The following is a 24844-nucleotide window of genomic DNA, read 5'->3' as shown; positions in this document are numbered from 1 at the left end:
CGCCCCGGCGCACCGCGAAGCTCAGTCGTAGAGCAGGGCCCGCAGCTCGGACTCCACCGACGCCGTGCGAGCCGGGTCGATCGTCACACCGTCCCGATAGAGGTCGAGGATGCGCGGATCGATGTAGCTCGCGCGGGCGACCGCCGGTGTATTGCCGAGCATCTCCGCCGTGGTGCGCACCGCGGCGGCGATCGCTCGGTCCTGCGCCGACCCGGACGTCTTCACCCCCGTTCGCGCCAAGGCGACCGCCGCGGAGGCGGTCCCGTGCAGCGTGCGGAAATCCTTCGCTGTGAAGTCTCCGCCCGTGCGGTCCCGGATGTCGGCGTTGATGTCCTCCGCGCTCACCGGGTGCGGACCGCGCTCGTCCGTCCACGCGAGCAGCCGCGCGCGCGGCCCGCGACGCTTGAGCACCGAGATGAGCGCCGCGAGATCCGGATCGCGCACCTCGGATTCCCACTCCTGGCCGCTCTTGCCCGGGAAGGCGAGCTGCACGAGCTCCCGCTCGCGCACGCTGGCGTGAGCCCCCAGGAGCGTCGAGAGCCCCACCGAGCCGTGCTCGCGTGCGTAGCGCTCCGACCCCACCCGCAGACGGCCGGTGTCGAGCATCCGGAAGCCTCCCGCGAGCACACGCTCCCTCGGCAGCCCCTCGCGGCGCAGGTCGATCGTCACCCCCCGGCGCGCGGCCGGCAGCGACTCCGCGAGCGCCAGTGCGCGATCGAACTTCTCCCGATCGCGCTTCTCGCGCCAGGTCGGGTGGTAGAGGTACTGGCGCCGCCCCGCGGCATCCACCCCGGTCGCCTGGATGTGGCCGTTCGGAAAGGCGCAGATCCAGACCTCCGTCCACGCGGGCGGGATCGCCATCCGCTCGATCCGGCCCCTCAGCTCCGGGGCGGCGACCGTCGCGCCGTCCGCATCCACGTACCGGAACCCCTTCCCTGAGCGCATCCGCCGGATGCCCGGGTCGTTCCACCGCGTGCGCCGCAATCTCACCACGCGACCGACGATAGGCGCGCCGCACTGCGGCGTCGCTCCCCTTGCCCGCGCCGAGCCAGAGCGCTAGCGCAGACAGCGAAAGGGGCCGGACCCATACGGGTCCGACCCCTTTCGAGATCAGTAAGCGAACTTACTTGATGATCTTGGTGACCTTACCGGCACCCACGGTGCGTCCACCCTCACGGATGGCGAAGCCGAGGCCCTCTTCCATGGCGATGGGCTGGATCAGCTCAACCGACATGTCGGTGGTGTCGCCGGGCATGACCATCTCGGTGCCCTCGGGCAGCGTGATGACACCGGTGACGTCGGTGGTGCGGAAGTAGAACTGCGGACGGTAGTTCGCGTAGAACGGGTTGTGACGTCCACCCTCGTCCTTCGACAGGATGTACGCGGTGCCCTCGAAGTTGGTGTGAGGGGTGACCGAACCGGGCTTCACGACGACCTGGCCGCGCTCGACGTCTTCGCGCTTGGTGCCGCGGAGGAGGAGGCCACAGTTCTCGCCGGCCCACGCCTCGTCGAGCTGCTTGTGGAACATCTCGATACCGGTGACCGTGGTCTTCTGCGTCGGGCGGATGCCGACGATCTCGACCTCGGAGTTGATGGCGAGGGTTCCACGCTCGGCGCGGCCGGTGACGACCGTTCCACGACCGGTGATGGTGAAGACGTCCTCAATGGGCATGAGGAACGGCTTGTCGCGGTCACGCTCGGGGTCCGGGACGTTGTCGTCGACGGCCTGCATGAGGTCGAGGATCGCCTGGGTCCACTTCTCGTCACCCTCAAGAGCCTTGAGAGCGGAGACGCGCACGACGGGGGCGTTCTCGCCATCGAAGTCCTGCGACGAGAGGAGCTCACGGACCTCGAGCTCGACGAGCTCCAGGATCTCCTCGTCGTCGACCGCGTCCGACTTGTTCAGCGCGACGAGCAGGTAGGGAACGCCGACCTGCTTGGCGAGCAGAACGTGCTCACGGGTCTGAGCCATCGGGCCGTCGGTCGCCGCGACCACGAGGATCGCGCCGTCCATCTGAGCGGCACCGGTGATCATGTTCTTGATGTAGTCGGCGTGACCGGGCGCGTCAACGTGCGCGTAGTGACGCTTCGGGGTCTCGTACTCGATGTGCGAGATGTTGATCGTGATACCACGCTGACGCTCTTCGGGAGCGGAGTCGATGGTGGCGAAGTCACGCTGCACGTTGGTGGGCGACGGGTACTTGTCGGCGAGCACCTTCGAGATCGCTGCCGAGAGCGTGGTCTTGCCGTGGTCGACGTGACCGATCGTTCCGATGTTGACGTGCGGCTTGGTGCGCTCGAACTTGGCCTTAGCCACTTGGGGTCCTCCTCAGGACTCGGTGCCGGCGCCCGGATGGTACCCGGATGCCTCTGCGTTGGTTGATTTTTAGTGTAGTTGGGTTTACTGAACGCGTGACGCGAGCGTCACTCGCCCTTGGCCTTCTGGACGATCTCGTCGGCGACTGCCTTCGGGACCTCCGCGTAGCTGTCGAACGTCATCGAGTAGACGGCGCGGCCCGAGGTCTTCGAGCGCAGGTCGCCGACGTATCCGAACATCTCCGACAGCGGGACGAGGGCGCGGATGACCTTGACACCGGTCGCGTCCTCCATGGCCTGGATCTGGCCACGGCGCGAGTTGATGTCGCCGATGACGTCGCCCATGTACTCCTCGGGCGTACGGACCTCGACGGCCATGAGCGGCTCGAGCAGCACGGGGTTGGCCTTGCGAGCGGCCTCCTTGTACGCCATCGAGCCGGCGATCTTGAACGCCATCTCCGAGGAGTCGACGTCGTGCGCCGCACCATCGAGCAGCGTCGCCTTGACACCCACGGTGGGGAAGCCGGCGAGAACGCCGACCTGCATGGCGTCCTTGATGCCCGCATCGACCGACGGGATGTACTCGCGGGGAACGCGACCACCGGTGACGGCGTTCACGAACTCGTAGCTGACATCCGGGGTGACCTCGAGCGGCTCGAGCGAGATCTGCACCTTCGCGAACTGACCGGATCCACCGGTCTGCTTCTTGTGGGTGTAGTCGTACTTCTCGATCTTCTTGCGGATCGTCTCGCGGTAGGCCACCTGGGGCTTGCCGACGTTCGCCTCGACGTTGAACTCGCGCTTCATGCGGTCGACGAGGATGTCGAGGTGGAGCTCGCCCATGCCCTTGATGACCGTCTGACCGGTCTCCTGGTTCTGCTCGGTGCGGAACGTCGGGTCCTCTTCGGCGAGCTTCTGGATCGCGGTGCCCAGCTTCTCCTGGTCGGCCTTGGTCTTCGGCTCGATCGCGACCTCGATGACGGGCTCGGGGAAGGTCATCGACTCGAGGATGATGGGGTGCGCTGCATCGCTCAGGGTGTCACCGGTGGTGGTGTCCTTGAGGCCGATGACGGCGTAGATGTGGCCGGCTGTGACCGACTCGACGGGGATCTCCTTGTTGGCGTGCATCTGGAAGATCTTTCCGATGCGCTCCTTCTTGCCCTTCGTCGAGTTGACGACAGCGGCGCCGGAGTCGAGCGAACCCGAGTAGACGCGGATGTAGGTCAGACGACCGAAGAAGGGGTGCACGGCGATCTTCGACACGAGAGCCGAGAACGGCTCCGACGAGTCGGCCTTGCGCTCGAGGACCTTCTCGCCGTCCTTGGGGTCGGTGCCCTGGACGGCGGGGACGTCGAGCGGCGACGGCAGGTAGTCGATGACCGCGTCGAGCATCGGCTGGACGCCGCGGTTCTTGAACGCAGAGCCGCAGAGCACGGGGTAGATCTCGCTCGCGATCGTCATCTTGCGGATGGCGCCCTTGATCTCGGCGACCGTGAGCTCCTCACCGCCGAAGTACTTCTCGAGGAGCGCGTCGTCGGACTCGGCGACCGTCTCGAGGAGGGCTGCGCGGTACTGCTCGGCCTTCTCCTTGAGGTCGGCGGGGATCTCCTGGACCTCGTAGGAGGCGCCCATGGAGACGTCGCCCTTCGAGTCTCCGGCCCAGACGAGGGCGCGCATCTCGATCAGGTCGACGACGCCGATGAAGTCGGACTCGGCACCGATCGGGAGCTGGATGACGAGGGGCTTCGCGCCCAGGCGGTTGATGATCGTGTCGACCGTGAAGTAGAAGTCGGCGCCGAGCTTGTCCATCTTGTTGACGAAGCAGATGCGCGGGACGTTGTACTTGTCGGCTTGACGCCACACGGTCTCGGACTGGGGCTCGACGCCCTCCTTGCCGTCGAAGACGGCGACCGCGCCGTCGAGGATGCGGAGCGAGCGCTCGACCTCGACCGTGAAGTCCACGTGTCCGGGGGTGTCGATGATGTTGATCTGGTTCTTGTTCCAGAAGCAGGTGACGGCGGCCGACGTGATCGTGATGCCGCGCTCCTTCTCCTGCTCCATCCAGTCGGTGGTCGAGGCGCCATCGTGGGTCTCGCCGAGCTTGTGGTTCACGCCCGTGTAGAAGAGGATGCGCTCGGTCGTCGTCGTCTTACCGGCATCGATGTGCGCCATGATGCCGATGTTGCGGACCTTGGTGAGGTCGGTGAGCACTTCTTGTGCCACGGGGTTTTCCTAACTTGTTGAAGTCGTGAGTGCTGGGGTCCGGGTGCCGCAGCGTGAGCCGCAGCACCCGGACGCGCCGGTGTTTACCAGCGGTAGTGCGCGAAGGCCTTGTTCGACTCGGCCATCTTGTGCGTGTCCTCACGGCGCTTCACCGCGGCACCGAGGCCGTTGGAGGCGTCGAGGATCTCGTTCATGAGGCGCTCGGTCATCGTCTTCTCACGACGCGACTTCGCGTAGCTCACGAGCCAACGCAGTGCGAGGGTGTTGGCGCGGTGAGGCTTGACCTCGACCGGCACCTGGTAGGTCGAACCGCCGACGCGGCGGCTCTTGACCTCGAGGGTCGGGCGCACGTTGTCGAGCGCCTTCTTGAGAACGACAACCGCGTCCTGACCCGACTTCTGGCCCACGCCCTCGAGCGCGTCGTAGACGATGCGCTGAGCGAGGTCCTTCTTGCCGTCGAGGAGGATCTTGTTGACGAGCTGGCTGACGATCTGAGCGCCGTAGATCGGGTCGTTGACGACCGGACGCTTGGGAGCGGGTCCCTTACGAGGCATCTTCCTTAACCCTTCTTGGCGCCGTAGCGACTACGGGCCTGCTTGCGGTTCTTGACGGCCTGGGTGTCCAGGGCGCCGCGAACGATCTTGTAACGCACACCGGGGAGGTCCTTCACACGACCGCCACGCACGAGCACCATCGAGTGCTCCTGGAGGTTGTGGCCCTCGCCGGGGATGTAGGCGGTGACCTCGGTGCCGTTGCTGAGCTTCACACGGGCGACCTTGCGGAGAGCCGAGTTCGGCTTCTTGGGGGTCGTGGTGTACACACGGGTGCACACGCCGCGCTGCTGCGGGTTCGCCTTCAGGGCGGGCGCCTTGGTCTTGGTGACCTTCGGCGAGCGGCCCTTGCGGACCAACTGCTGAATAGTGGGCAAAACTGCTCCTTGTTAACGCTGCACGGTGACAGCTTGATGGTGGATCCATCGGGATCCGTCACCCAGCGAGGAACCTCGACGGGACTGCAGACGGACATGCCGTGGGGGTCAGCCGGTGCGGGTGCGCCGGCCTGGCCCTGGTGTGCGCTCTGGTGTTCTCCGCAGCCCGGACGGCATCCGGCTTCGCCGGTATCCGAGCAGGGGAGACGCGTGCGAGTGCACACACACGGTCAAGCATACCGTTATCACGTATCGCGCCGCAATGCGCGCGGACATGAGAAAGCCGACGACCGCAACGGGAGGAAGCGGTCGCCGGCGGTCTCTCAGCCTTCGGCAGCCGCCTCGTCGGAGGCATCGAGCGCTGCCTCGGCGAGTGGGTCGCGCATGACGAACATCGTGCCGTCGACCGTGAGCTCGACGGTCTCCTCGACGTTCGACTTCGTGACACCCGTGACCGCGACGAGGCGGTCGGCACGCTGCAGGCCGTTCATGAACGAGAGCACGTTCTCGTTCGCGCCGGCGACAGTGACGCTGACGGACACGACGACCATGTTCTCGCTCGTGACGGCAGGATCCGTGAGCGGTGCGCCTTCGCCCGTCGGAGGCGAGTAGGCCTCGGGGGTACCGAACACCACCGACTTCAGCGAGACCCCGTGGGCCGCGATGAGGCCGTCGAGTGCCGTGATGAAGCCCGTGCCGTCGACGCCCGCGGGAACGGCACGTCGCAGCTGCGCGAGCTCCGCGCGCAGCTCATCGATTCGTTCGGTCGCCTCCGTCATGCGCGCGATGTCGAGACGCGCGAGCTCGTTCTGCTGCGTGGTGTTCTCGGCGGCATCTGCAGCCCTCGCCATGCCGGCCAGGCGCGGCTCGACGCCCACGAACCATCCCAGAGCGAGCGTGCCGATGCAGATGAACGCGGTGATGATGCCCCACAGGCGGTTGTCGAGATTCACTGGTCGTCTCCCTCAGCCGTCGCGTCCGCGGTCTCCTCCGGCACGAAGTGGTGCGAGTACGCGTCCGTGTTGATGTGCATGGTCACGGTTCCCGTGAAGACCTCTCCCTGGTGAGTGAGGCCGCTCGGCGAAGCGTCGGCGAAGCCGGGAAGCGCCGTGAGCGAGTTGATCCAGTTCGGGATGCTCGGCACGCCAGGCGACTCGGCGCTGAACACGAGCGTCGCGATGCGCGGGCGCTCGAGCGGGACCGTCGACTGCTCGTACGCCGCAAGCGGACCGCCCGCATCGATGGAGACCGTCGTGAGAACGACGTCCGCCGGGAGCAGCCCCTGGAGGCGACGGATGTAGTCGGCCCAGTCGATGTCGGTCGACCCGCCGACGCGCACGGCCGCCTCCGTCTCGGTGATGCCCCGCAGCACGGAGCGGGTCTCGGCGAACTCGCCCTGCGCGAGCAGCAGCACCTGCGCGTCGCGCTCGAGCCGCGCCTGCTCGGCGCGCGCCTGCGACTCCAGATACCACGCGCCCGCCACCGCGAGCAGCGTGATGAGCGCAACGGCGATGATCACGACGCGCATGCCGCGACGTGCGGAGCGGCGCCGGTTGTCGACGGTGATCTCCGGCGGCAGCAGGTCGACGCGAGGCGGAACGGGAGCGAAGCCCTTCGTGCGCGCCTTCGGCGACCGGACGGCCTTTTCCCTGCGTGCGGTCTGCGTCATGCGCGACTTCCCATCGTCAGGCCCCCGGCGACGGCGAGCGACGACGCCTCGGACGCGAGCGCCCCGGCATCGAGCCCGCGTCCGAGGACGAAGCGGCTGCGGACATCCGGGGTCGTCACGGGAAGCCGGAGCACGTCGGCGAGAGCCGCCGCGAGACCAGGCATGGCCGCGCCGCCGCCCGTGAAGATGATGTGCTCGACGTCGTTCCCCGCGCGCGAGCTCACCCAGAAGCTCAGCGTGTTGCGCACGTTGGCGAGGAGGTCGCTGACGACCGAGAAGACGACCTCGATCGACGGCTTCCAGTCGGGCGAGTAGCCGTTCGGCGCGAGCCCCAGGTTGCACTTGATCTGCTCCGCCTGCTCGGGTGTGGTGCCGAGCTGCTGGATGAGGGCCTTGTTGATGTCATCCGAGCCGTTCTGGATCGTGCGCACGAAGATGGGCACGCCGTCACGGCTGATGACGACAGTGGCTTTGGAGGCTCCGAGCTCCACGATCGCGACCGTGCCGCGCGATTCGCCCATCGGCGTGTGCACGCGCGCGAGCGCGAACGGGATGAGGTCGACCTCGACCGGGTCGAGGCCCGCCTTCTGCACGGCGCGCACGTTCGCCAGCACCGCCTCCTTGACGGCGGCGACGAGCAGTCCGTTGAGCACGGGGCCCGACTCGGACTGACCCTCACCGAGCGGATAGAAGTCGAGCAGGGCGTCAGCGACGGGAAGCGGCAGGTGCTCCTGCGCCTGGAACGGCAGCGATTCCTTGATCCGGTCGAGCGGCATCGCGGGCACCGAGAAGTCGCGCACGAGAACGCGCTGGTTGCCGGTGCCGAGAACGACCCGCTTGCTCTTGAAGCGGCCCCGCGACCACAGCTGCTTGAGCGCCTCGACGACGGTGCCCACCTCGAGGACCTCCCCCGCATGCGCGGCACCCTCGGGAAGCGGCACCGTGTGGTAGCGCACGAGCGTCGGCTTCGGCTTGGTCGGATTCATCACCTCCGCGGCGCGGATCGCGTTCTTGCCGATATCGATACCGACGATGGACTCTGCCACTGTTCCCCCTTTCCCCGCCGTCAGACGAGTCCGACGAATGCGAGGTACTGCTGAGCGATGAAATCCCCAGCCACGAACCCGAACCACGCCCCCACCAGGAGCCATGGTCCGAATGGAATGCCGACGCCGCGGGTTGCGCGGCGTGCGATGAGCATGACGACGCCGACGAGCGCGCCGAGCAGGAATGCGGTGAAGAACCCCACCACCACACTGCCCCATCCCGCGTAGCCGAGAACGAGCCCGAGCGCGCCGGCGAGCTTCACGTCGCCGAACCCCATGCCGTCCGGCCGGATGAAGGCGACCACGAAGAACACGGTGAAGGCCCCGGCGCCCGCGATGAGCATGCGCCCGAGGTGCGCCAGATCGCCCGTCGCGAGAGCCGCGCCACCGAACAGGAGCAGCGCCGACACCGCGAGGGTCGCGACGAGCGGGTTCGGCAGACGGTGCAGCTCCAGATCGATCACCGAGAGCGCGATCGAGAGCGCGGCGAAGATCAGCAGCGCGGCGAGCACGAGCGTCTCGGCCAACACCGCGATGCCCGCGGAGTCGAGGATGATCGGCACGCGCCACCAGGCGATCGCAACGAACACGGTCAGCGTGAGGGCCTCAACCGCGGGGTAACGCGCCGAGATCGACCCGCGGCAGGAGCGGCACCGGCCGCGCAGGACGAGCCAGGAGGCGAGCGGGATGTTGTCGCGGGGCGCGATGTGCGCGCCGCATCCCGGACATGCCGACGGCGGCGCGACGACGCTCAGCCCGCGCGGCACCCGCCATACGACGACGTTGAGAAACGACCCCACCGCCGCTCCCAGGAGCCCGACGAAGGAGACAGCGAGAGCGGACGCCGCGCTCACCCGAGCTCCCGGTAGCCGCCGAGGGTGGAGTCGGTGGTCTGCGAGGGAGCGTTCCACTTCTGGCTGAGCGAGCTGCTGCACTCGCGGACGACCATCTTCGACCACGTCGAGTAGGTGTCGCTCTGGTTCACGTCGAGGCAGCGGCCGAGATGATCGGTGAAGAGGTAGCTCGTGGCGTAGCTGCCGGTGTCCCCGTGGCGGATCCACCGCTGGGCGGCGCTGGAGGTGCTGCAGTTGGCGAAGGTGACATAGCGCGTGCTGCTGTTCGCCGCCGGAGCGACCAGGCACCGACGGCCGGAGTTGCCTGCGGAGACCTGTACGTAGATCTGCTGCGTGCCCGTGCGCACCTGCCCCGCGGGCGGCTCGGAGTAGTACCACTTGTGGTTCCAGTCGAAGCCCTGCAACCCGCTCGCATCCTGCTTGCACGGGTAAGCGATCATGAACGACTTGTTGATGTCGGTGTCGGTGACGTCCGCGCAACGCCCGAATTCGAGGTAGTTGACAAGCTGTCGGGTGTCGTAGCTCGCGGCACCTGCACCGACCTCGGGGGTCGGTGAGAAGCTTCGGTTCGGGCCGCAGCCGTTGACCCGTGCCTGGAGTGGCTGGCCAGTGAGCGAGTGGTAGCCATCCGGGGGCGCGAGGCACACCGACGACTGGCCGGTCTGGTCGAGCCGACGCTGCCCCTCCCACGAGTAGTTCCCACCCCAGTTCCAGAGCTGCACGCGGCGGTTGCTGTCGGTGCTGGAGCGACACGGCTGCAACTCTGCGTCGCGCGTGGAGGACTCGTTCATCGCGGTGATGCACAGCGGCGTCGATGCGATGGTGGCAGCCAGTTTGATGCGGTAGTCGGTGTCGTAGACCCACATCGTGCGCGCGTCGGGGAGCGTCATGCACTCCGTTGCGGGCCGGTAGCTGATCTTCGACCCGGCGACAGCAGGCTGCGGCGCAACCAGGCAGTGCGTCTCCTCGTAGTTGAAGATGCGCCCACCGGGGATGTTGACGTTGCTCACCTTGAAGGCATAGACGGCTTGCAGCGCACGGTTTCCGGCGGCGTCGTCGAGTCCGGGCTTCGGAGCGCCCTCTGCCCGTGCCGTGAGGAGCGCGAAGTGCGGTGTGAAGGTGAGGGTGGAGCAGGTCCGGAAGTTCGCTGAGTTGTCACGCCATGCTGGGGTGCGCTCGGTCGGGTCCTCCCGGTAGTAGCGCACCTCGACCGTATAGGCGGATGCGCCGTCGCTGCTGTCGATCGCGCCGTCGACGGTGCACGGCAGCTTGGATCGATCCCCGTAGCCGGCGGTCACGGCGCTGCGGAGCTGCCCGAGAGCGATCTGCATGCCCGATTGCGCGGCGTACACAGTCTGCGAGCTGCGTTCTGCTTGATGGACAGCGGGGCCCTGCGATGCGAGCGCCGAGCTCAGCATCACCACCACGCCGGTGAGGACGACCATCAGCGTGAGCACCAGGAGCATCGCGGCACCGCGATCTGCGCGCTCACCGGCGAGCATGGACTGCTGGGCTTCAGCGTAGAGACGCTGCACTCTTCTCATCGTTCCACCTCTCACGACCGCACGTTCAGGGGGCTGCACACCGGCACGTCGCTGACGCCGTCACCGTTGCCATCGAGGTTGCTGGTGGATGCGAGCGAGCTGTTGCGCGCGACCAGACGGGTATCGACGCGCGTGCGGGAATGCTCGGGCACGCCGCCGGCCTCCAACTGGATGCGCAGCGACTGCGTCGCCGCCGACCCGGCGCGCGCGGGGATCATCTGGAACGGATACTCACGGGAGGCCTCCGACGTGATCAGGCGGGCGCGGGTCGCCCACTCCGGAAGCGTGACCCCAGCGCGGTCGTCCCACTGTCGCACCTGAAGCGCACCGGAATCCGGAAGGAATCGCCACTGGACGCACTGGTCGTGCTGCGGGTCGGTTCCGTCGTGAAGCGGGGGCCGGGAGCTGCGCGGGATGCGGAACTCGACGTACGCCGCACCTTCACCGCCGATGCCGGCGAAGTTGATGGCGTCGGCGTAGCGCACCTGGCGATCGAGGTACTGGAACGCGGTGAGGACGTTCGTCGCCGACTCGGACCGCATCTTGGCGTCGACGGTGGCGCGCGAGACCTGAACGATGGTGACGCCTCCGATAGCCAGCACGAAGGCGAAGATCGTGAGCGACACGATCAGCTCGGTCAGGGTGAGACCACGGTCGCCCGTGGCGCGCAGGCGAGCAAGTCGACGTGAGAGCGCCCGCATCAGTCCACCCACTCCACGTCTCCGACGGTCGCATCGATGAGACTCGTCGTCTCGTAGGCGCATCCCCCTGGGCATTCATCGTCGGCAGTCCACGTGACGACGACCGTCACACGGTACAGGGTCAGGTGTCCGGTGGGGGTGGCGAGCGCGGTCGCTCCCGACACCTTGCCGCAGGTCACACCGGAGACCACGTTCCGTGGGCGATGACACGTGCCGATGAGCGTCGTCGCCTCATATTCGGTGCCCGAGAACGTCTGCGTCTCGGTGATCGGAACCAGCGGCGCGCCGGTGACGGTGTTGTCCCAGATCGGGTAGGTGTCGCCGACGTTGGGGCGACCCGCGAGTTGGGCGAAAGCCGCCTGGACATCGGCCTGAGCACGATCGGATGCGAGCTGGTCGGGGGGTGTCGCGAGTGCGCGTTCCATGGCCGCCCCCGCGACGGTGACCGCCACCTGGTTGTGCTGCTGGTAGGCGGAGAAGGTGTTGGCCTGCGTCACGAAGCCGATCGAGGCCAGTACGAGGATCGAGAGCACGAGGAGGGCGACGATGACCTCGAGCAGGCTGATGCCCGCGTCACCGCGAGGTGTGCGCGCTCGGCTCATGGCCCTCTCCTTCGTCGGATGCCAGTGGGGCGCGGCTCGAAGAACCGCGCCCCACCGCTGTCAGTCAGCGTGCTGAGTCTGATCGGGGTCGTGTGATCAGCCCTCGCCGTCGCCCTCGTCCTCGGCGGGGGCACCCTGAGTCCACGTGCCCTCGCCCGACCCGTTGTCGAACGAGTAGATCTGGCCCGTGAGGTTCTTGTTCTCGCCCGTGATCGTGTAGTTGGTGGCGCTGCTCGCGGCCACCGTCACCTCGATGGTGTTGTCCGCGGACTGGACGATGTCGGTGTCAGGGAAGTCGGCCACCGAGCCGTTGTTGGTGATGGCGTACTGCTCCACCGCGAGCATCGTGTTGTGCACGTCCGACTCGACCGACGACTTCCACGCGCCCTCGCGGACACCGAGGAAGACCGGAACGGCGATCGCGGCGAGAATGCCGATGATGATGATGACGACGAGAAGCTCGACGAGGGTGAAGCCCTTGTCATTCTTCTTCTTGTCGCGAAGGATCGCGGCGCGAGCCTCAAAAAGTTCCTGGATGCGGGTCATGTCAGATCCATCTCTGTATAGGTGGTTGATGTGCGAGCCGATCCCCCATGTCGGTCCGACCCGTCTCTACGACGGTAGTGCCCCGGCGTCGGGACTTCAGGCCCGTTTCCGGGGGGCATATACCGCGCGGTCCGACCCCAGATCGGGGGTCAGACCGCCTGCGTCATGCCGAAGATCGGCATGTAGAGGGCGATGATCATGCCGCCGACCACAATGCCGAGGAAGGCGATGAGAAGCGGCTCGATGATCGAGGTGAGTGACTTCGTGGTGGCCTCGACCTCCGTGTCGTAGAAGTCCGCCACCTTGCGCAGCATCGTCTCCATCGATCCGGAATCCTCACCCACGGCGACCATCTGGGTCACCATAGGCGGGAAGACCCCCTGCTCGGCGAGCGGGCCCGCCACGGAACGCCCCTGGCGCACCGCATCCGAGACGTTCTGCGCCGCTTGCTCGATCACCCAGTTGCCCGCCGTCTCGCCCACGACGAGCAGCGCCGTCATGAGCGGGACACCGGCACCCAGCATGTTCGCGAGGTTGCGGGTGAAACGCGTCACCGCGATCTTCTTGTTGAGCGGCCCGAACACCGGCAGGCGGAACTTGATGGGGTCGACGCGCTCGCGCACCGCGCGGGTGTTCCTGTTGAGGCGCCACCAGACCGAGACGACGACGCACACCACGACGACCGTCGGCACGAGCCAGACCATGTTCTCGCTCGCGACGACGAGAACCTGGGTCATCGCCGGAAGCTCCTGCCCGGCGTTGGCGTACATGTCGCTGAACACCGGGACGATGAAGATCAGCATCGCCGCGACAGCGACAACCGCCATCGAGAGCACCATGACGGGGTACGTCATGGCCGACTTGATGGCAGCGCGGAGCTTCGCCTCCTTCTCGAAGTTCGTCGCGATGGTGTCGAGCGCGTCTTCGAGGAATCCGCCCGTCTCACCCGCCCGCACCATCGAGATCATGAGCGGCGGGAAATCGATCGGGTGCTTCGCGAGCGCATCCGAGAGCGCCCCACCGGTCTCGACGTCGCGCGCGACCTGCACAAGGATCGGGGCGAGCTTCTTGTCCTCCGTCTGCTCGGCGAGCACACTGAGCGCCTTCAGCAGCGAGATGCCCGCGGAGATCATGGTCGCGAGCTGCCGGCTCGAGATCGCGAGCGACTTGAGCTCGACGCCCTTGCCGAAGCTTCCGAGGGAGATCTCGCGGTTCAGGCCCGTGCCGCCCACGAACTCCTTGACCTCGACAGGGGCGAGACTCATGCCCCGAAGCTTGTCGACGACCACCGCCTCCGTCGCGCCCTCGAGGCGCCCCTTGACGACTTTTCCGGAGCTGTTTCGCGCCTTGTAGTCGAACTGTCGGATCGACGAGCTCACCTGCGCCGCCATCAGGACCCCATCCCCCGCGCGCCCTGCGTGTTGAGGTCGACGCGCTGCACGAGACGCTGAAGCGTGTCGGGATCCTGCGACTTCTCCAGTGCAGACGCGTACGAGATGCGCCCCTCGTTGACGAGGCCGGCGAGGGCCTGGTCGAGCGAATGCATTCCCTGCGAGGCCCCCGATTGGAGCACGGAGGCGATCTGGTAGGTCTTGCCTTCGCGGATGAGGTTGCCGACGGCGGGCGTCGAGAACATGACCTCAGTGGCGACCTCGCGGCCGTTCCCCGAGGCCTTCTTGACGAGCGTCTGGCACACGACGCCCTGCAGGGTCGCGGCGAGCTGGGTGCGGATCTGACCCTGCTGGTGAGGCGGATAGACGTCGATGACGCGGTCGATCGTCGACGCGGCGCTCTGCGTGTGCAGCGTCGCGAAGACCAGGTGACCGGTCTCGGCGGCGGTGAGGGCGACCGAGATCGTCTCGAGGTCACGAAGCTCGCCGATGAGGATGACGTCGGGGTCCTGGCGCAGCACGTGCTTGAGCGCGGCGGCGAAGGAGTGGGTGTCGTGGCCCACTTCGCGCTGGTTCACGAGCGACTTCTTGTTGTTGTGAAGGAACTCGATCGGGTCCTCGACGGTCACGATGTGGTCAGCGCGCTGCTCGTTGACGAGGTCGATGAGCGCGGCGAGGGTCGTCGACTTTCCGGAACCGGTCGGGCCGGTCACGAGCACGAGCCCACGCGGCAGCTTCGCGAACTCCCCGACCTGCGGCGGCACGCCGAGCTGGGGAAGACTCTTGATCTCGGTGGGGATGATGCGGAAGGCGCCGCCGATGGCGCCGCGCTGCTGGTAGTAGTTGACACGGAAGCGGGCGTTCGCCGACAGAGTGAAAGCGAAGTCGAGCTCGCGCTCGGTCTCGAAGCGCTCCGCCTGCTCAGGGGTGAGCAGGCTGTGCAGCGCCGTCGACACGCGCTCACGGTCCCACACCGATTGACCGGGGATCGGCGCGAGAGACCCGTTCACGCGCAACCGCGGAGGCGAACCCGCCGAGACGTGGAGGTCGGAGGCGCCCTGCAGAAGCACATCCTGCAGGCAATGGAGGATGTCCGGGTCGGCGAAGGCGCGCGCGCCACGGGCTGCCGAGTCGGCCGATTCGGCTGGGGTCACCGCCGCAGCGGCCGGCCGCTCCACCGACTCAGGCGACGCGGCAGGAGGCATCGGCACGACGGGTGGTGGAGCGGGCATTGCAGGAGGGGCCGGCATCGTCGGCGGGACCGGCATCTCGGGAACCACGGGCATCTCAGCGAACGAGGGAGGCGCGAACGCCGTCGCCGAGGCGTCCACGGGCGGGGGCATCGCTCCGAGATCCACGTCGCCCGACGCCGTCATGAAGGCGCCCCCGGCCGACAGCTGATCGGGGTGCGGCGCAGGCATCCCCGCGTTCGGAGGCGGAAACGACGTGAAGTCGAAGCCTGACCCGGACGGGGTCGACGGCTCGATGGTCTGACCGTTCACGTTCAGCACTCTCCCTTCAGTGCGGCAGCCGCGATCACGCGACGACTCGCAGAATCTCGTCGACGCTCGTGAGCCCCATGAGCGTCTTCGCCCAACCGTCCTGGCGCAGCGTCACCATGCCCTGCTCGACAGCCACGCGCCCGATCTCGGCACTCGAGGCGCGCGCCACCGCGAGACGCTCGATCTCCTCCGAGACCGTCATGACCTCGTGCAGCGCCAGACGCCCCCGGTAGCCGGTACCCGAGCAGTGCTGGCAGCCGACCGGCCGGTGCAGCGTCGGCACGCCCATCTCGGGGTTGTAGCCGAACCGCAGACCCATGAGCTCCTGCGGAGTGAGCTGGTACGGGTCCTTGCACCGCTCGCACAGGCGTCGCGCCAGTCGCTGCGCAACCACGCAGTCGAGCGCCGACCCCACCAGGAACGGCTCGATGTCCATCTCGATGAGACGCGTCACGGCGCTCGGAGCATCGTTGGTGTGCAGCGTGGAGAGCACGAGGTGGCCGGTGAGCGAGGCTTCGATGGAGATCTGCGCCGTCTCCTGGTCACGGATCTCGCCGATGAGCACGACATCCGGGTCCGATCGCAGGATGCTGCGCAGCGCGCTCGCGAACGTGAGTCCCGCCTTGACGTTGACCTGCACCTGGTTGATGCCGGCGAGGCGGTACTCGACCGGATCCTCGACGGTGATGACGTTGATCTCGGGCTTCGCGACCTCATTCAGGGTCGTGTACAGGGTCGTCGACTTACCAGATCCGGTGGGGCCCGTGACGAGGATCATCCCGTACGGCTTCGTGTACGACGCCCGGAACGCGACCGAGTTCCGCTCGAGCATCATCATCTGCTGCAGACCCAGCTTGGTCGACGAGTTGTCGAGGATTCGCATGACGATCTTCTCGCCGTGCACGGTGGGCAGCGTCGCGACGCGGAGGTCGATCTTCTTGCCCGCGTGGCTCACCGAGAGGCGACCATCCTGCGGCTTTCGACGCTCGGCGATGTCGATGTCGCTCATGATCTTGAGGCGACTGATGACGCCGTTCTGGATGCTCTTCGGGGCACGCTGCATCTCGTGCAGCACGCCGTCGATGCGGTAGCGCACGCGCATGTCGTGCTCGGCGGGCTCGATGTGGATGTCGGAGGCGTGGTCGGTGATCGCCTGCGCGATCAGGAGGTTCACGAAGCGCACGATGGGCGCGTCGTCGTCCTCCCCCGCAGAGGATGAGTCATCGGGATTCGCAGGCCCGTTCTCCTCCTCCATCGCGCTCGTCAGATCCTCGAGCTCGCCGTCGGCGCGCACAAACCGCGCGACGGCGGCGAGAAGGTCAGAGCGCTCCGCCATGACAGGACGCACGGCGACGCGCGCAGCCGCGCGGATGTCGTCGAGCGCCACCACATCCTGAGGGTCCGCCATCGCCAGCAGGAGCGAATCGCCATCGCGGGCGATCGGCAGCACCGCGTGACGCCGCAGGAGCGGCATGGGCACGAGCGAGACCGCCGAATGGTCGACGGGGAACTCTGTGAGGTCCACGAACGGCAGATTGAGCTGCGCGGCGCGAGCGGATGCGACCTGCGACTCGCTGAGCAGCCCCTGCTGCACGAGGGAACGGATGTGCTCCTCGTCAGCAACAGGGTCACCCGTCACCGCATCGATGCTCGTGATCGGCATCTGCCCGCGGATGATCAGAATCTCGGAAAGGGAGGCCATGCAACCTCCCTCGAAGGTGCTCGCACGGTGCCGCGCGCCTCAAACCCCCCACGGGAGACGCGCTGGGAACGGAACGTCCCTGACATCCTCAGGCTACCTCCGCGGATCGACGCCCGGCGAGACCCGCGAGTGGGGGGCACTCTGTCGAGAGTTCACCAGACGAGCATCGCGATGGCGATGAGCCCCACGACCGATACGACGCACGCGGCGGCGAACGACGCGACCGCGATGCGCGCGACCCGCTGAGAGCGCCGCGCCGCCGAGGGCAGATCGCGCGCCGGATCCCGCGTGGGTTCTGCGCCGCCCGCGGGCGCGGGAGAGATCCGCACCGTCGGCATGGCTCGCGCGGTGTAGGCCTCGACTGCTCCCGGGCCGACGGCGGGTTTCGCCGCTGGCGCGAACCCCGCGGGTACGGGAGGCGGTGCGATGCCGCGGCGGCGGTCCCCACGCGTTCGCAGCACCGGGGCAGAGGGCGCAGGGCTCGGAGTGCGGGGCGGTTCCGTGCCACCGCGCACCACGACGGTGTCCTCGGTGGGCTCCGAGCGCTCGGCGACGACCGTGTCCTCCGCCGGCCCCGAGCGCTCGACCACCACGGTGTCCCCAGTGGGGGCCGAGCGCTCGACCACCACGGTGTCCTCGGTGGGAGCGGATCTCTCCACGACGACCGTGTCCTCCGTCGACACAGACCGCGAGACGACGACCGTCTCCTCCTCGACGGGGACCTCGCTCCGGGGCGTCCGGTGGACGACCACGGCCTCCTCCGGCACGGCGCCGCGGTCGACGATCACCGTGCGCTCCGCGTCGTCGACGAGGGACTCCTGCGCGAGTCGCCGACGCGAGGTCACGCGCGTGCGCTCCAGGTCGTCCTGATGGTCGTCGAGCTGCTCGGTCGTCATATCGTCCTCACACCGGAAGGGTGTCCTCGACCTCGGGCGCGAGCCGCACCCCGGTCGTGAAGTCGCTCGGGATGTCGGAGCCGCCCGCGACGACGTCGACGATCACGACCGTGATGTTGTCGCGGCCGCCGTTCGCCTTCGCACGGTCGACGAGCACCTGCGCCGCGGCCTCAGGCTGCCCGTTCATGGTGAGGGCGGCGCGGATGCTCTCGTCGTCGACCTCACCGTGGAGTCCGTCGGAGCAGATCAGCAGCCGCTCGCCGTTGACCACGGGCACGAGCCAGCTGTCGGCGAGGCTGTCGGCGGCGCCGATGGCACGGGTGATGATGTTCTTGCTGGGGAACGTCGCGAGGTCGGAGGCAGCGAGCTCACCTCGATCGACGAGCTCCTGACCGAGCGAGTGGTCGATCGTCAGCTGCTCGAGCTCGCTGCCGTGGTGGCGGTAGACACGCGAGTCGCCCACGTTGAACACGAGCCAGTACGCGATGCCGCCGTGATCGACCATGACGACGCCCGACGCGGTGCTGCCGGCGCCGCGGGTCGTGCCCGCGGCGACCACGGCGACGCGGTCATCCGCGTCGATGAGCGCGGCGTTGACGCCCGTGAAATCTCCCCAGTCGGATGCGGAGAAACGCTCGCGGAAGGCCGAGACCACGGCAGCGCTCGCGCGATCGCCGGACTCGTATCCGCCCATGCCGTCGGCGACGAGGAACGACGGGCCTTCGGCGAGATAGGAATCCTCGTTGGCGGCGCGCTTGAGGCCGACATCGGTGAGGGCGGCGACGTTGAGCCGGATGCCGCGCAGAGTCAGGATCGCCATTCGCCCGTTCCGTCGTTGTAGGCCAGCCGCATGCCGACCTTGCCGAGGATGAAACGGCCGGTGATCGTCGCGCTCGCACCGGGGTCGAGCAGATGCTCTTCGCCCGCGGCGTCCACGACGACGACGCCGTTGGTGGAGTTGAGGTCGGTGATCACCCACTGCTCGTCGCGGCGCTCGAGGCGTGCGTGCAGCTTCGAGAGCGTGCGCGTCGTGTCGGGCACGGCGACATCCTGCACCTCGGGGTCGGAGCTCACGGGCTTGCGACCGAGCACGGCGGTGGTGCGGTCGAGTGCGAACACGGCACCGCCGTCGAGCTCGAGGCGCCAGCGCACGCGGGGCCGACGATCGACGACGATCGTCGCACCCATCTCGTCATCGTCGTCGATCTCGGGCTCCTCCGCGACGGGCGCGGGGGCGGGAGGCGTGGCCGGAGGCGCCGGAGGCGCGACGACCGGAGCGGGCTTGTCGTTCGCCTTCGGGGCCCACGGGTTGTGAACGACGACGGGCGGGATCTCGCTCGCCGAGGCGGGCTCTGGCGGTGTGACGAGCGCGGGAGGCGCCGGCGGGGGTGCGATGGGGGCCGCCGCGAGAGCGGGAGGAGCTGCCGGAGCCGCCAGCGGGGCGGGGGCAGGCGGGGCGGGGGCAGGCGGGGCGGCCGCAGGCGCGGGCGGAGCGGGCGGGGTTGCCACCGAAGCGGGGAGTGCAGGCGGCGCGGGCGGGACGGGCGGGACTCCGGTCGCTCCGAGCTGCGCCGGCGGGGCGGGCTGCGCAGGCGTCGGGAAAGACCCCGGGGCCGTGATGATCGCTGGAGCTGCGAGGCCGCCGGCCGCACCGGGCGCACCGGGCGCCGTCATCGAGGCTGCGACGCGGTCGCCGAGCGGCGCGGCGGGCGCCGATGAGCCCGTCTGCACGAGCGTCGCCCAGAGGGGCGCGACGAGCGGCGCGACGACCGCGAGCCCGGTGCTCGGACGCCCGAGGAGCTGGCCGATCCGCGTCGCCGCCTGGAACTTCAGGTAGAGGTAGTACAGGCTCACGACCGGCAGGAACGCGAACACGATCTGCCATCCGGGGAGGCCTCCGCGCACGAGGATCTCGTACTCGTTGAGGATCGGCACCCAGCCCTTCCAGCCTTCGGCGCCGAGCTTCGGGAAGAGCTTCGACAGGGCGATGCCGTACCAGACGTAGAAGCCGATGCCCCCGATGAGGAAGATCGCCCACACGATTCCCGTGAGTGCGAGGAGACCGGAGAGGTCTGAGGTCATGACGTTCCCTTTCGGCGGATTCGGCCGGCTGTGCGGGACAGGAGCTCCCCCGCGCGGATGTGCTGGATGAGTGAGGCGGGCGTCAGGACGGCCCGGACGCGGGTGCGGAAGCGGGTGGCCCGCACGATCTCGCGCCGCTCGTCGTCGAGCAGGCGCCAGCTGTCCACGCGCGATTCGTGGGCAGGCGGATGCTCCGAGAATACGGCGCGATCGACGATGTCGGCGAGCAGGAGCGCACCCGGGCTGTCGAGCGCGTCGGCGATCTCGGTGCGCGTGAGGCCACGCGGCACCTCGATGCCGTGGTCGACGTAGGTGTCGATGAGCTCGTCCCAGGCGCCGACCATCGCGACCTCGGGATCCGGCGCGCGGCGACGACCGCGGCGACGCACCGACTTCGCGATCGGGAACACGAGGAACGGCAGGAGCAGGAGCCCCACTGTAGCGGCCGACAGCAGGACCGTGAGGATGATCGGGAGGAGGGCGTCGGTCCAGGGCTGGTCGTCGGCCTCGTCCGAGCGCGACCCTGCGGCGTCGTCATTCTGCGCTGAAGGGGGCTCGAGCACCTCGCTCGCGGGCTGCTCGGTGAGCGTCGGATGCTCCGGAAGCTCCTCACCCTCATGGATGAGGGTGGGTGCGGTCTCGAACTGGGGGGTCGCGTCGAGCACTGTCCAGGCACCGTCTCCGGCACGCGCTTCCGCCCAGGCGGTGAGGTGCGCGCCCGTGCAGACGCTCTCGCACGGCTCGACCGCCAGATCCGCGCCGGTCGAGCCCAGCCGCACGCCCACGACGACACGCGAATCGAAGCCCTGGTGGCGCGCGATGAGCGCGGCGGCCGCAGCGAACTGCTCGTCGTCACCCACGGCGGCCACGAGCATCTCCGGCCCCGCACCCTCGCCCGCGCGGCGCTCCTGATCGAGCAGGCTCGTGAAGAGCTCCTCGATGCGGGTCGTGGAATGGCCCGAGCGCACGGGGATGAATGTGTAGTCGGCGCGCGAGGTGAGCGCGCCGATCCAGTCGGCACCCGCTGCATCATCGCGGCTCGCATGACTCAGGTAGCCCCGCGAGCGCAGACGCTCCACGAGCTCCACGACGCTCGCACCGGTGCGCGGCAGATCCTGCAGCTCGATCCATGCGTCGAGCACCGGGTACCGGGACGTGTCGAGCCGCGCGTCGCCGCCGGACGCGGTCGCGAAGGCTCCCCCGTCGGGGCGGGCGCCCGCCTCGAGGCGGAAGCTGTCTCCTGACTGGAGGCCGACTCCCGTGCGGTCGGGCACGACGACAGCGGAGTCGAGAACCGGGCTGCTGTAGAACGCGTCCGCCAGCACATCCGCCCGCGATCCGGTGAACGCGGGCGCGGGCGCGTCGGCGGAGATGATCGGCACCCAGACGCCCGAATAGCCCTCGCCGATCGTGATCTGCACGGGAGCCTCCGAGCTCGCCGCACGCGGAACACGCGTGAAGCGGTTCTCGTCGCCCGTGCCGACCCGGAACGTCTGGCCGTCGAAGGCGTCGAGCGTCGCGATGCGCACACGGTCCACCTCCGCGGGCGCGTCGACCGTGAACAGCTCGCGCTCGAACGCCTCCCCGGCGAACGACGCGCGGTACGCCGCGAGTGGGCTCGGGTGCTGCTGGATGACGAGCCACGGGTCGACGTCGTCCCGCAGCACCTCGCGTGAGCCGAAGACTGTCGCGACAGGCGCGGCCGCGAGACCGGCACCGAGCGCCACGACGAGCAGGCCAGCCGAGAGCGCGTAGCGGCGCGCGGTCGCGCCGCGCGACTCCGCCTGCTGGCGCACGGTGGAGGTGCGTTCGCGCGCGGCCCAGACAGCCCGCGCACGGGTCAGTCGGGTGCGGCCGAGAAGCCAGGCGATGGCGACGGTGAGCGCGAGCACACCCAGAAGCACATAGCCGGGAGCCGGGATCCGCAGCAGTCCGACCTCGACCGCCGGCCCGGTCTCCGAGGCGCCGAAGATCGCGCCGAAGAAGGTCATTCCGAGCATCGGCACGACGGCGAACGGCGCCGCACGGCCTCCCGCGATCACGAGCGCCGTCGCGACGAGGGTGCCGACCGCGATCGTCACGAGGAACGGCACGAGCACCGCCTGGTACTCGCCCACAGGCAGCGTGAGGGTGAGGAGCTGCTTCCAGCCGAGGACGATGCCCGCGAGTCCGTCGATGAGGCCCCGGATCGCACGGCTGGGGTCGGTCAGGGCGCCCGGCACGGCGACGGGGACGACGAGCACGAGGTACGCTCCCGCCGCAGCGAGCGACATCGTCCACCAGCGCCAGCCGAGAGCGGCTCCCAGCACGACGGAGCCCGCGCCGATCAGCAGCCCCGCTCCCGCGACGAGCGCGACGCGGGAGGTGTCATACACCGGCCATGCCGCCCACGCGGCGAGCGCGACCGACACCACGATGGCGCCAAGGCCCCACCAAAGCTGCCCGGAGCCGTCGGGGAGCGAACGCAGCCGGCGCATCACACGACCCCTCGAGCCATCAGGTGGGAGACGTCGTGCAGCACCCCGATGTCGAGCACGCGCAGCTCGCGGGCCTGGCGCACGAGCGGTTCGGCACCGGGTTCGCAGCGCAGGGCGACGACGGTGACATCCGCGGGGAACGCGAGAGCCGCCTGCCTGAGGCGCGCGAGCTGCTGCTCGGATCCCGTGACGATGAAGACGAGCGAGAGCGAGGACTCCGCCTGCACAGTGAGCCGCGCGACCTCCTCGAGCCCCATGACGTCGTCACTCGACGCGATGCCGGCCATGCCGTCGAGGAACGTCTTCGGATTGACCGTGGGCAGCGTGCGGATCGAGTGCACGCGTCCACGCGCGTACTCGGGGATGATGGCGCTCGCGGTGACGAGCACGTCGCGCCCGTCGCGCACCGCCTGCACGCCGAGCGAGGATGCGACGCTCACAGCCAGCTCGAACTCCTCCTCGGATCCGTAGCGCGCCGTCTCCAGGTCGAGCAGCACTGCGATGCGCGAGCGCCTCGTCTCCTCGTACTGGCGGACCATGAGCTTGCCGGTCTTCGCCGTCGACTTCCAGTGCACGTGGCGTCGGGAGTCGCCGGCGGCGTAGTCGCGGATGGCGTGGAAGGCGAGGTCGGAGTCGACGATCGTCGAGGTGGGCGACCCCTCGAGGTCGCGGAGGAGTCCTGCGGAGGTGGAGGGGATGGGCACCGTCACCGGGTGGACGTAGATCGTCTGCACGTCGTCCCACACGTGCTCCCGGCGCAGGATCCCGAGCGGGTCGCCGCGTCCGATCGTCATCGGTCCGACCGTGATGATGCCGCGGCGCGCCGCCGAGATGGTGAGGCGCTCGCGATAGTCGGCGCCGGAGCGCAGCAGGGGCACATGCGCCTCGACGAGGCCGTCCCCGACGGGGATGTCGATGAGCGCCGGGAACCCGACGCGCTCGCCCCGGTTCGCGACGTCGAGAACGCCGCTCACCACCGAGCCCGCGACGACGCGATCCCGTTCGAGCTCGAGCCGGATCGCGTAGTCGTGGCGCCCCAGCAGGAACGGCACGCACACCAGCAGCAGCACGAAGGCGATGACGGCGGCGACCCAGCCTTCCGCCCAGCCCCAGCCGATCCCGGCGACGAGCCCGAGCACGAGCACCGCGGCGAGCAGCCAGCCCGCCGCGCTCACCGTCTCGGCGAGCCAGCGAGCGGCCGTCGACACCGTGCGCCCGACGCGCGCGACGAGGCGCCGCCTGGCAGCCTGCCCGCCCGCGACGAACCCCGTGCGCGTGTCGGAGTACCGCGTGACGGTCGCTCCGCGCGTGCGGGTGCCCGTGACGGTCGCCGTGCGACCGAGTCGGGCCTCGGTGTCGTTCTTCATCGGATCAGGCTGCGCCGTTCTCCGCGGGCGGCGCGACATCCAGAAGCACCTGTCCGACGATCTCGACCGCTGTCACGCCGTCGAACTCCGCCTCGGGCTCGAGGATCAGGCGGTGGGCGAGCGCGGGCACCGCGAGGTCGCGCACGTCGTCCGGGGTCACGTAGGTGCGCCCGCGCGAGGCTGCCCAGGTGCACACGAGCTTCGCGAGGGAGATCGCCCCGCGCACGGAGACACCGAGGCGCACCTCGGTGGCGTTGCGGGTGGCGTTGACGAGTCGCAGGATGTAGTCCGACACGAGCGGGTTGACGTACACGGTGCGCGCGAGCTCCTGCATCGTGATGATCGTCTCGGGGCTCACGATCGCCTGCACCTTCTGCGGCGGGGAGGCGACACCCTGGAGGATGCGCAAGGTGGCGCCGTCATCCGGGTAGCCGATCGAGGTCTTGATCATGAAGCGGTCGAGCTGCGCCTCGGGAAGGCGGTAGGTGCCCGCCTGCTCGACGGGGTTCTGGGTGGCGATGACGAGGAACGGGCGTCCGACGTCGCGAGTGACGCCGTCGATCGTGACCTGGCCCTCCTCCATCACCTCGAGGAGCGCCGACTGCGTCTTCGGGCTCGCTCGGTTGATCTCGTCCGCGAGGACGATGTTGGCGAAGATGGGGCCCGCGTGGAACTCGAACTCGCCCTTCTTCTGGTTGAAGACCGAGATGCCCGTCACATCACCCGGCAGCAGGTCGGGGGTGAACTGGATGCGCGACGACGTTCCCTGCGCCGTCTGGGCGAGGGTGCGGGCGAGCGCCGTCTTGCCTGTGCCCGGCACGTCCTCGAGCAGCACATGCCCGCCCGACAGTGCCGTCGCGAGCACGAGCTCGACGACGTGGCGCTTGCCGAGGATCGACTGCTCGATGTTCTCGGCGAGGAGGCTGAAGGTATCGGCGTACCAGGTGGCCTGTTCCGGCGTGATGGTCATGCGGGGAGTTCCATTCCGTGGGTGATCG

22 protein-coding genes are annotated in these 24844 nt (G+C 68.6%); all 22 read right to left on the bottom strand.

Annotated elements, in window-relative coordinates; translation table 11 throughout:
• Window positions 1-21: 21 nt before the first annotated feature.
• Window positions 22-990 (bottom strand): DNA topoisomerase IB, encoded by a 969-nt coding sequence (locus tag HCR12_RS01465; RefSeq protein ID WP_166869045.1) that lies wholly within the window; start codon window positions 988-990, stop codon window positions 22-24.
• Window positions 991-1123: 133 nt separating this feature from the next.
• Window positions 1124-2317 (bottom strand): elongation factor Tu, encoded by a 1194-nt coding sequence (gene tuf, locus HCR12_RS01460; protein WP_166868757.1) that lies wholly within the window; start codon window positions 2315-2317, stop codon window positions 1124-1126.
• A gap of 107 nt (window positions 2318-2424) precedes the next feature.
• Window positions 2425-4539 carry an elongation factor G gene (fusA, locus tag HCR12_RS01455; RefSeq protein ID WP_166868755.1) on the bottom strand — a complete coding sequence of 705 codons (2115 nt, stop codon included), beginning with the start codon at window positions 4537-4539 and terminating at the stop codon, window positions 2425-2427.
• An 83-nt stretch (window positions 4540-4622) separates the two neighbouring features.
• Window positions 4623-5093, bottom strand: coding sequence for a 30S ribosomal protein S7 (rpsG, locus tag HCR12_RS01450; RefSeq protein WP_166868754.1), 471 nt, complete (start codon window positions 5091-5093; stop codon window positions 4623-4625).
• Window positions 5094-5098: 5 nt separating this feature from the next.
• Entirely contained in the window at window positions 5099-5467 is a 369-nt protein-coding gene (gene rpsL, locus HCR12_RS01445) for a 30S ribosomal protein S12 (RefSeq protein WP_120761923.1), read from the bottom strand.
• A gap of 323 nt (window positions 5468-5790) precedes the next feature.
• Window positions 5791-6420 (bottom strand): hypothetical protein, encoded by a 630-nt coding sequence (locus tag HCR12_RS01440; RefSeq protein ID WP_166868751.1) that lies wholly within the window; start codon window positions 6418-6420, stop codon window positions 5791-5793.
• Window positions 6417-7136, bottom strand: a complete 720-nt coding sequence (locus tag HCR12_RS01435) for a hypothetical protein (protein ID WP_166868749.1) — start codon at window positions 7134-7136, stop codon at window positions 6417-6419. Before HCR12_RS01435 ends, HCR12_RS01440 begins: the two co-directional genes overlap by 4 nt.
• Window positions 7133-8182 (bottom strand): type IV pilus assembly protein PilM, encoded by a 1050-nt coding sequence (pilM, locus tag HCR12_RS01430; RefSeq protein WP_166868747.1) that lies wholly within the window; start codon window positions 8180-8182, stop codon window positions 7133-7135. The genes HCR12_RS01435 and pilM overlap by 4 nt, the downstream gene beginning before the upstream one ends.
• A 20-nt stretch (window positions 8183-8202) precedes the next feature.
• Complete coding sequence (locus tag HCR12_RS01425) at window positions 8203-9036, bottom strand: prepilin peptidase (RefSeq protein ID WP_166868745.1); 834 nt, start codon at window positions 9034-9036, stop codon at window positions 8203-8205.
• Complete coding sequence (locus HCR12_RS01420; protein WP_166868743.1) at window positions 9033-10571, bottom strand: RICIN domain-containing protein; 1539 nt, start codon at window positions 10569-10571, stop codon at window positions 9033-9035. The genes HCR12_RS01425 and HCR12_RS01420 overlap by 4 nt, the downstream gene beginning before the upstream one ends.
• Window positions 10572-10591: 20 nt before the next feature.
• Complete coding sequence (locus HCR12_RS01415) at window positions 10592-11281, bottom strand: PulJ/GspJ family protein (protein ID WP_166868741.1); 690 nt, start codon at window positions 11279-11281, stop codon at window positions 10592-10594.
• Window positions 11281-11883, bottom strand: coding sequence for a type IV pilus modification PilV family protein (locus tag HCR12_RS01410; protein ID WP_166868739.1), 603 nt, complete (start codon window positions 11881-11883; stop codon window positions 11281-11283). Before HCR12_RS01410 ends, HCR12_RS01415 begins: the two co-directional genes overlap by 1 nt.
• A gap of 96 nt (window positions 11884-11979) precedes the next feature.
• Window positions 11980-12429 (bottom strand): prepilin-type N-terminal cleavage/methylation domain-containing protein, encoded by a 450-nt coding sequence (locus HCR12_RS01405; RefSeq protein WP_166868737.1) that lies wholly within the window; start codon window positions 12427-12429, stop codon window positions 11980-11982.
• 149 nt (window positions 12430-12578) lie between these two features.
• Window positions 12579-13820 carry a type II secretion system F family protein gene (locus HCR12_RS01400; protein ID WP_166868735.1) on the bottom strand — a complete coding sequence of 414 codons (1242 nt, stop codon included), beginning with the start codon at window positions 13818-13820 and terminating at the stop codon, window positions 12579-12581.
• Complete coding sequence (locus HCR12_RS01395; RefSeq protein ID WP_304610834.1) at window positions 13820-15322, bottom strand: type IV pilus twitching motility protein PilT; 1503 nt, start codon at window positions 15320-15322, stop codon at window positions 13820-13822. Before HCR12_RS01395 ends, HCR12_RS01400 begins: the two co-directional genes overlap by 1 nt.
• A 34-nt stretch (window positions 15323-15356) precedes the next feature.
• A complete protein-coding gene (locus HCR12_RS01390; RefSeq protein WP_166868733.1) occupies window positions 15357-17024 on the bottom strand; it encodes a GspE/PulE family protein in 1668 nt (555 codons plus the stop codon).
• 152 nt (window positions 17025-17176) lie between these two features.
• On the bottom strand, window positions 17177-17920 hold the full coding sequence (locus HCR12_RS01385; RefSeq protein ID WP_166868731.1) for a hypothetical protein: 744 nt from the start codon (window positions 17918-17920) through the stop codon (window positions 17177-17179).
• 7 nt (window positions 17921-17927) lie between these two features.
• Window positions 17928-18740, bottom strand: a complete 813-nt coding sequence (locus HCR12_RS01380) for a PP2C family protein-serine/threonine phosphatase (RefSeq protein WP_224763579.1) — start codon at window positions 18738-18740, stop codon at window positions 17928-17930.
• Window positions 18728-20002 carry an FHA domain-containing protein gene (locus HCR12_RS01375; protein ID WP_166868730.1) on the bottom strand — a complete coding sequence of 425 codons (1275 nt, stop codon included), beginning with the start codon at window positions 20000-20002 and terminating at the stop codon, window positions 18728-18730. The genes HCR12_RS01380 and HCR12_RS01375 overlap by 13 nt, the downstream gene beginning before the upstream one ends.
• A complete protein-coding gene (locus HCR12_RS01370; RefSeq protein ID WP_166868728.1) occupies window positions 19999-22479 on the bottom strand; it encodes a transglutaminase domain-containing protein in 2481 nt (826 codons plus the stop codon). The genes HCR12_RS01375 and HCR12_RS01370 overlap by 4 nt, the downstream gene beginning before the upstream one ends.
• Complete coding sequence (locus HCR12_RS01365) at window positions 22479-23846, bottom strand: DUF58 domain-containing protein (RefSeq protein ID WP_166868725.1); 1368 nt, start codon at window positions 23844-23846, stop codon at window positions 22479-22481. The genes HCR12_RS01370 and HCR12_RS01365 overlap by 1 nt, the downstream gene beginning before the upstream one ends.
• 4 nt (window positions 23847-23850) lie before the next feature.
• Window positions 23851-24816, bottom strand: coding sequence for an AAA family ATPase (locus HCR12_RS01360; protein ID WP_166868723.1), 966 nt, complete (start codon window positions 24814-24816; stop codon window positions 23851-23853).
• Between the last annotated feature and the right edge of the window lie 28 nt (window positions 24817-24844).

Origin of the sequence: Salinibacterium sp. ZJ70, from assembly GCF_011751865.2 — a bacterium.
GTDB lineage: Bacteria > Actinomycetota > Actinomycetes > Actinomycetales > Microbacteriaceae > Homoserinibacter.
This window is presented reverse-complemented; position numbering and strand designations above follow the sequence as displayed.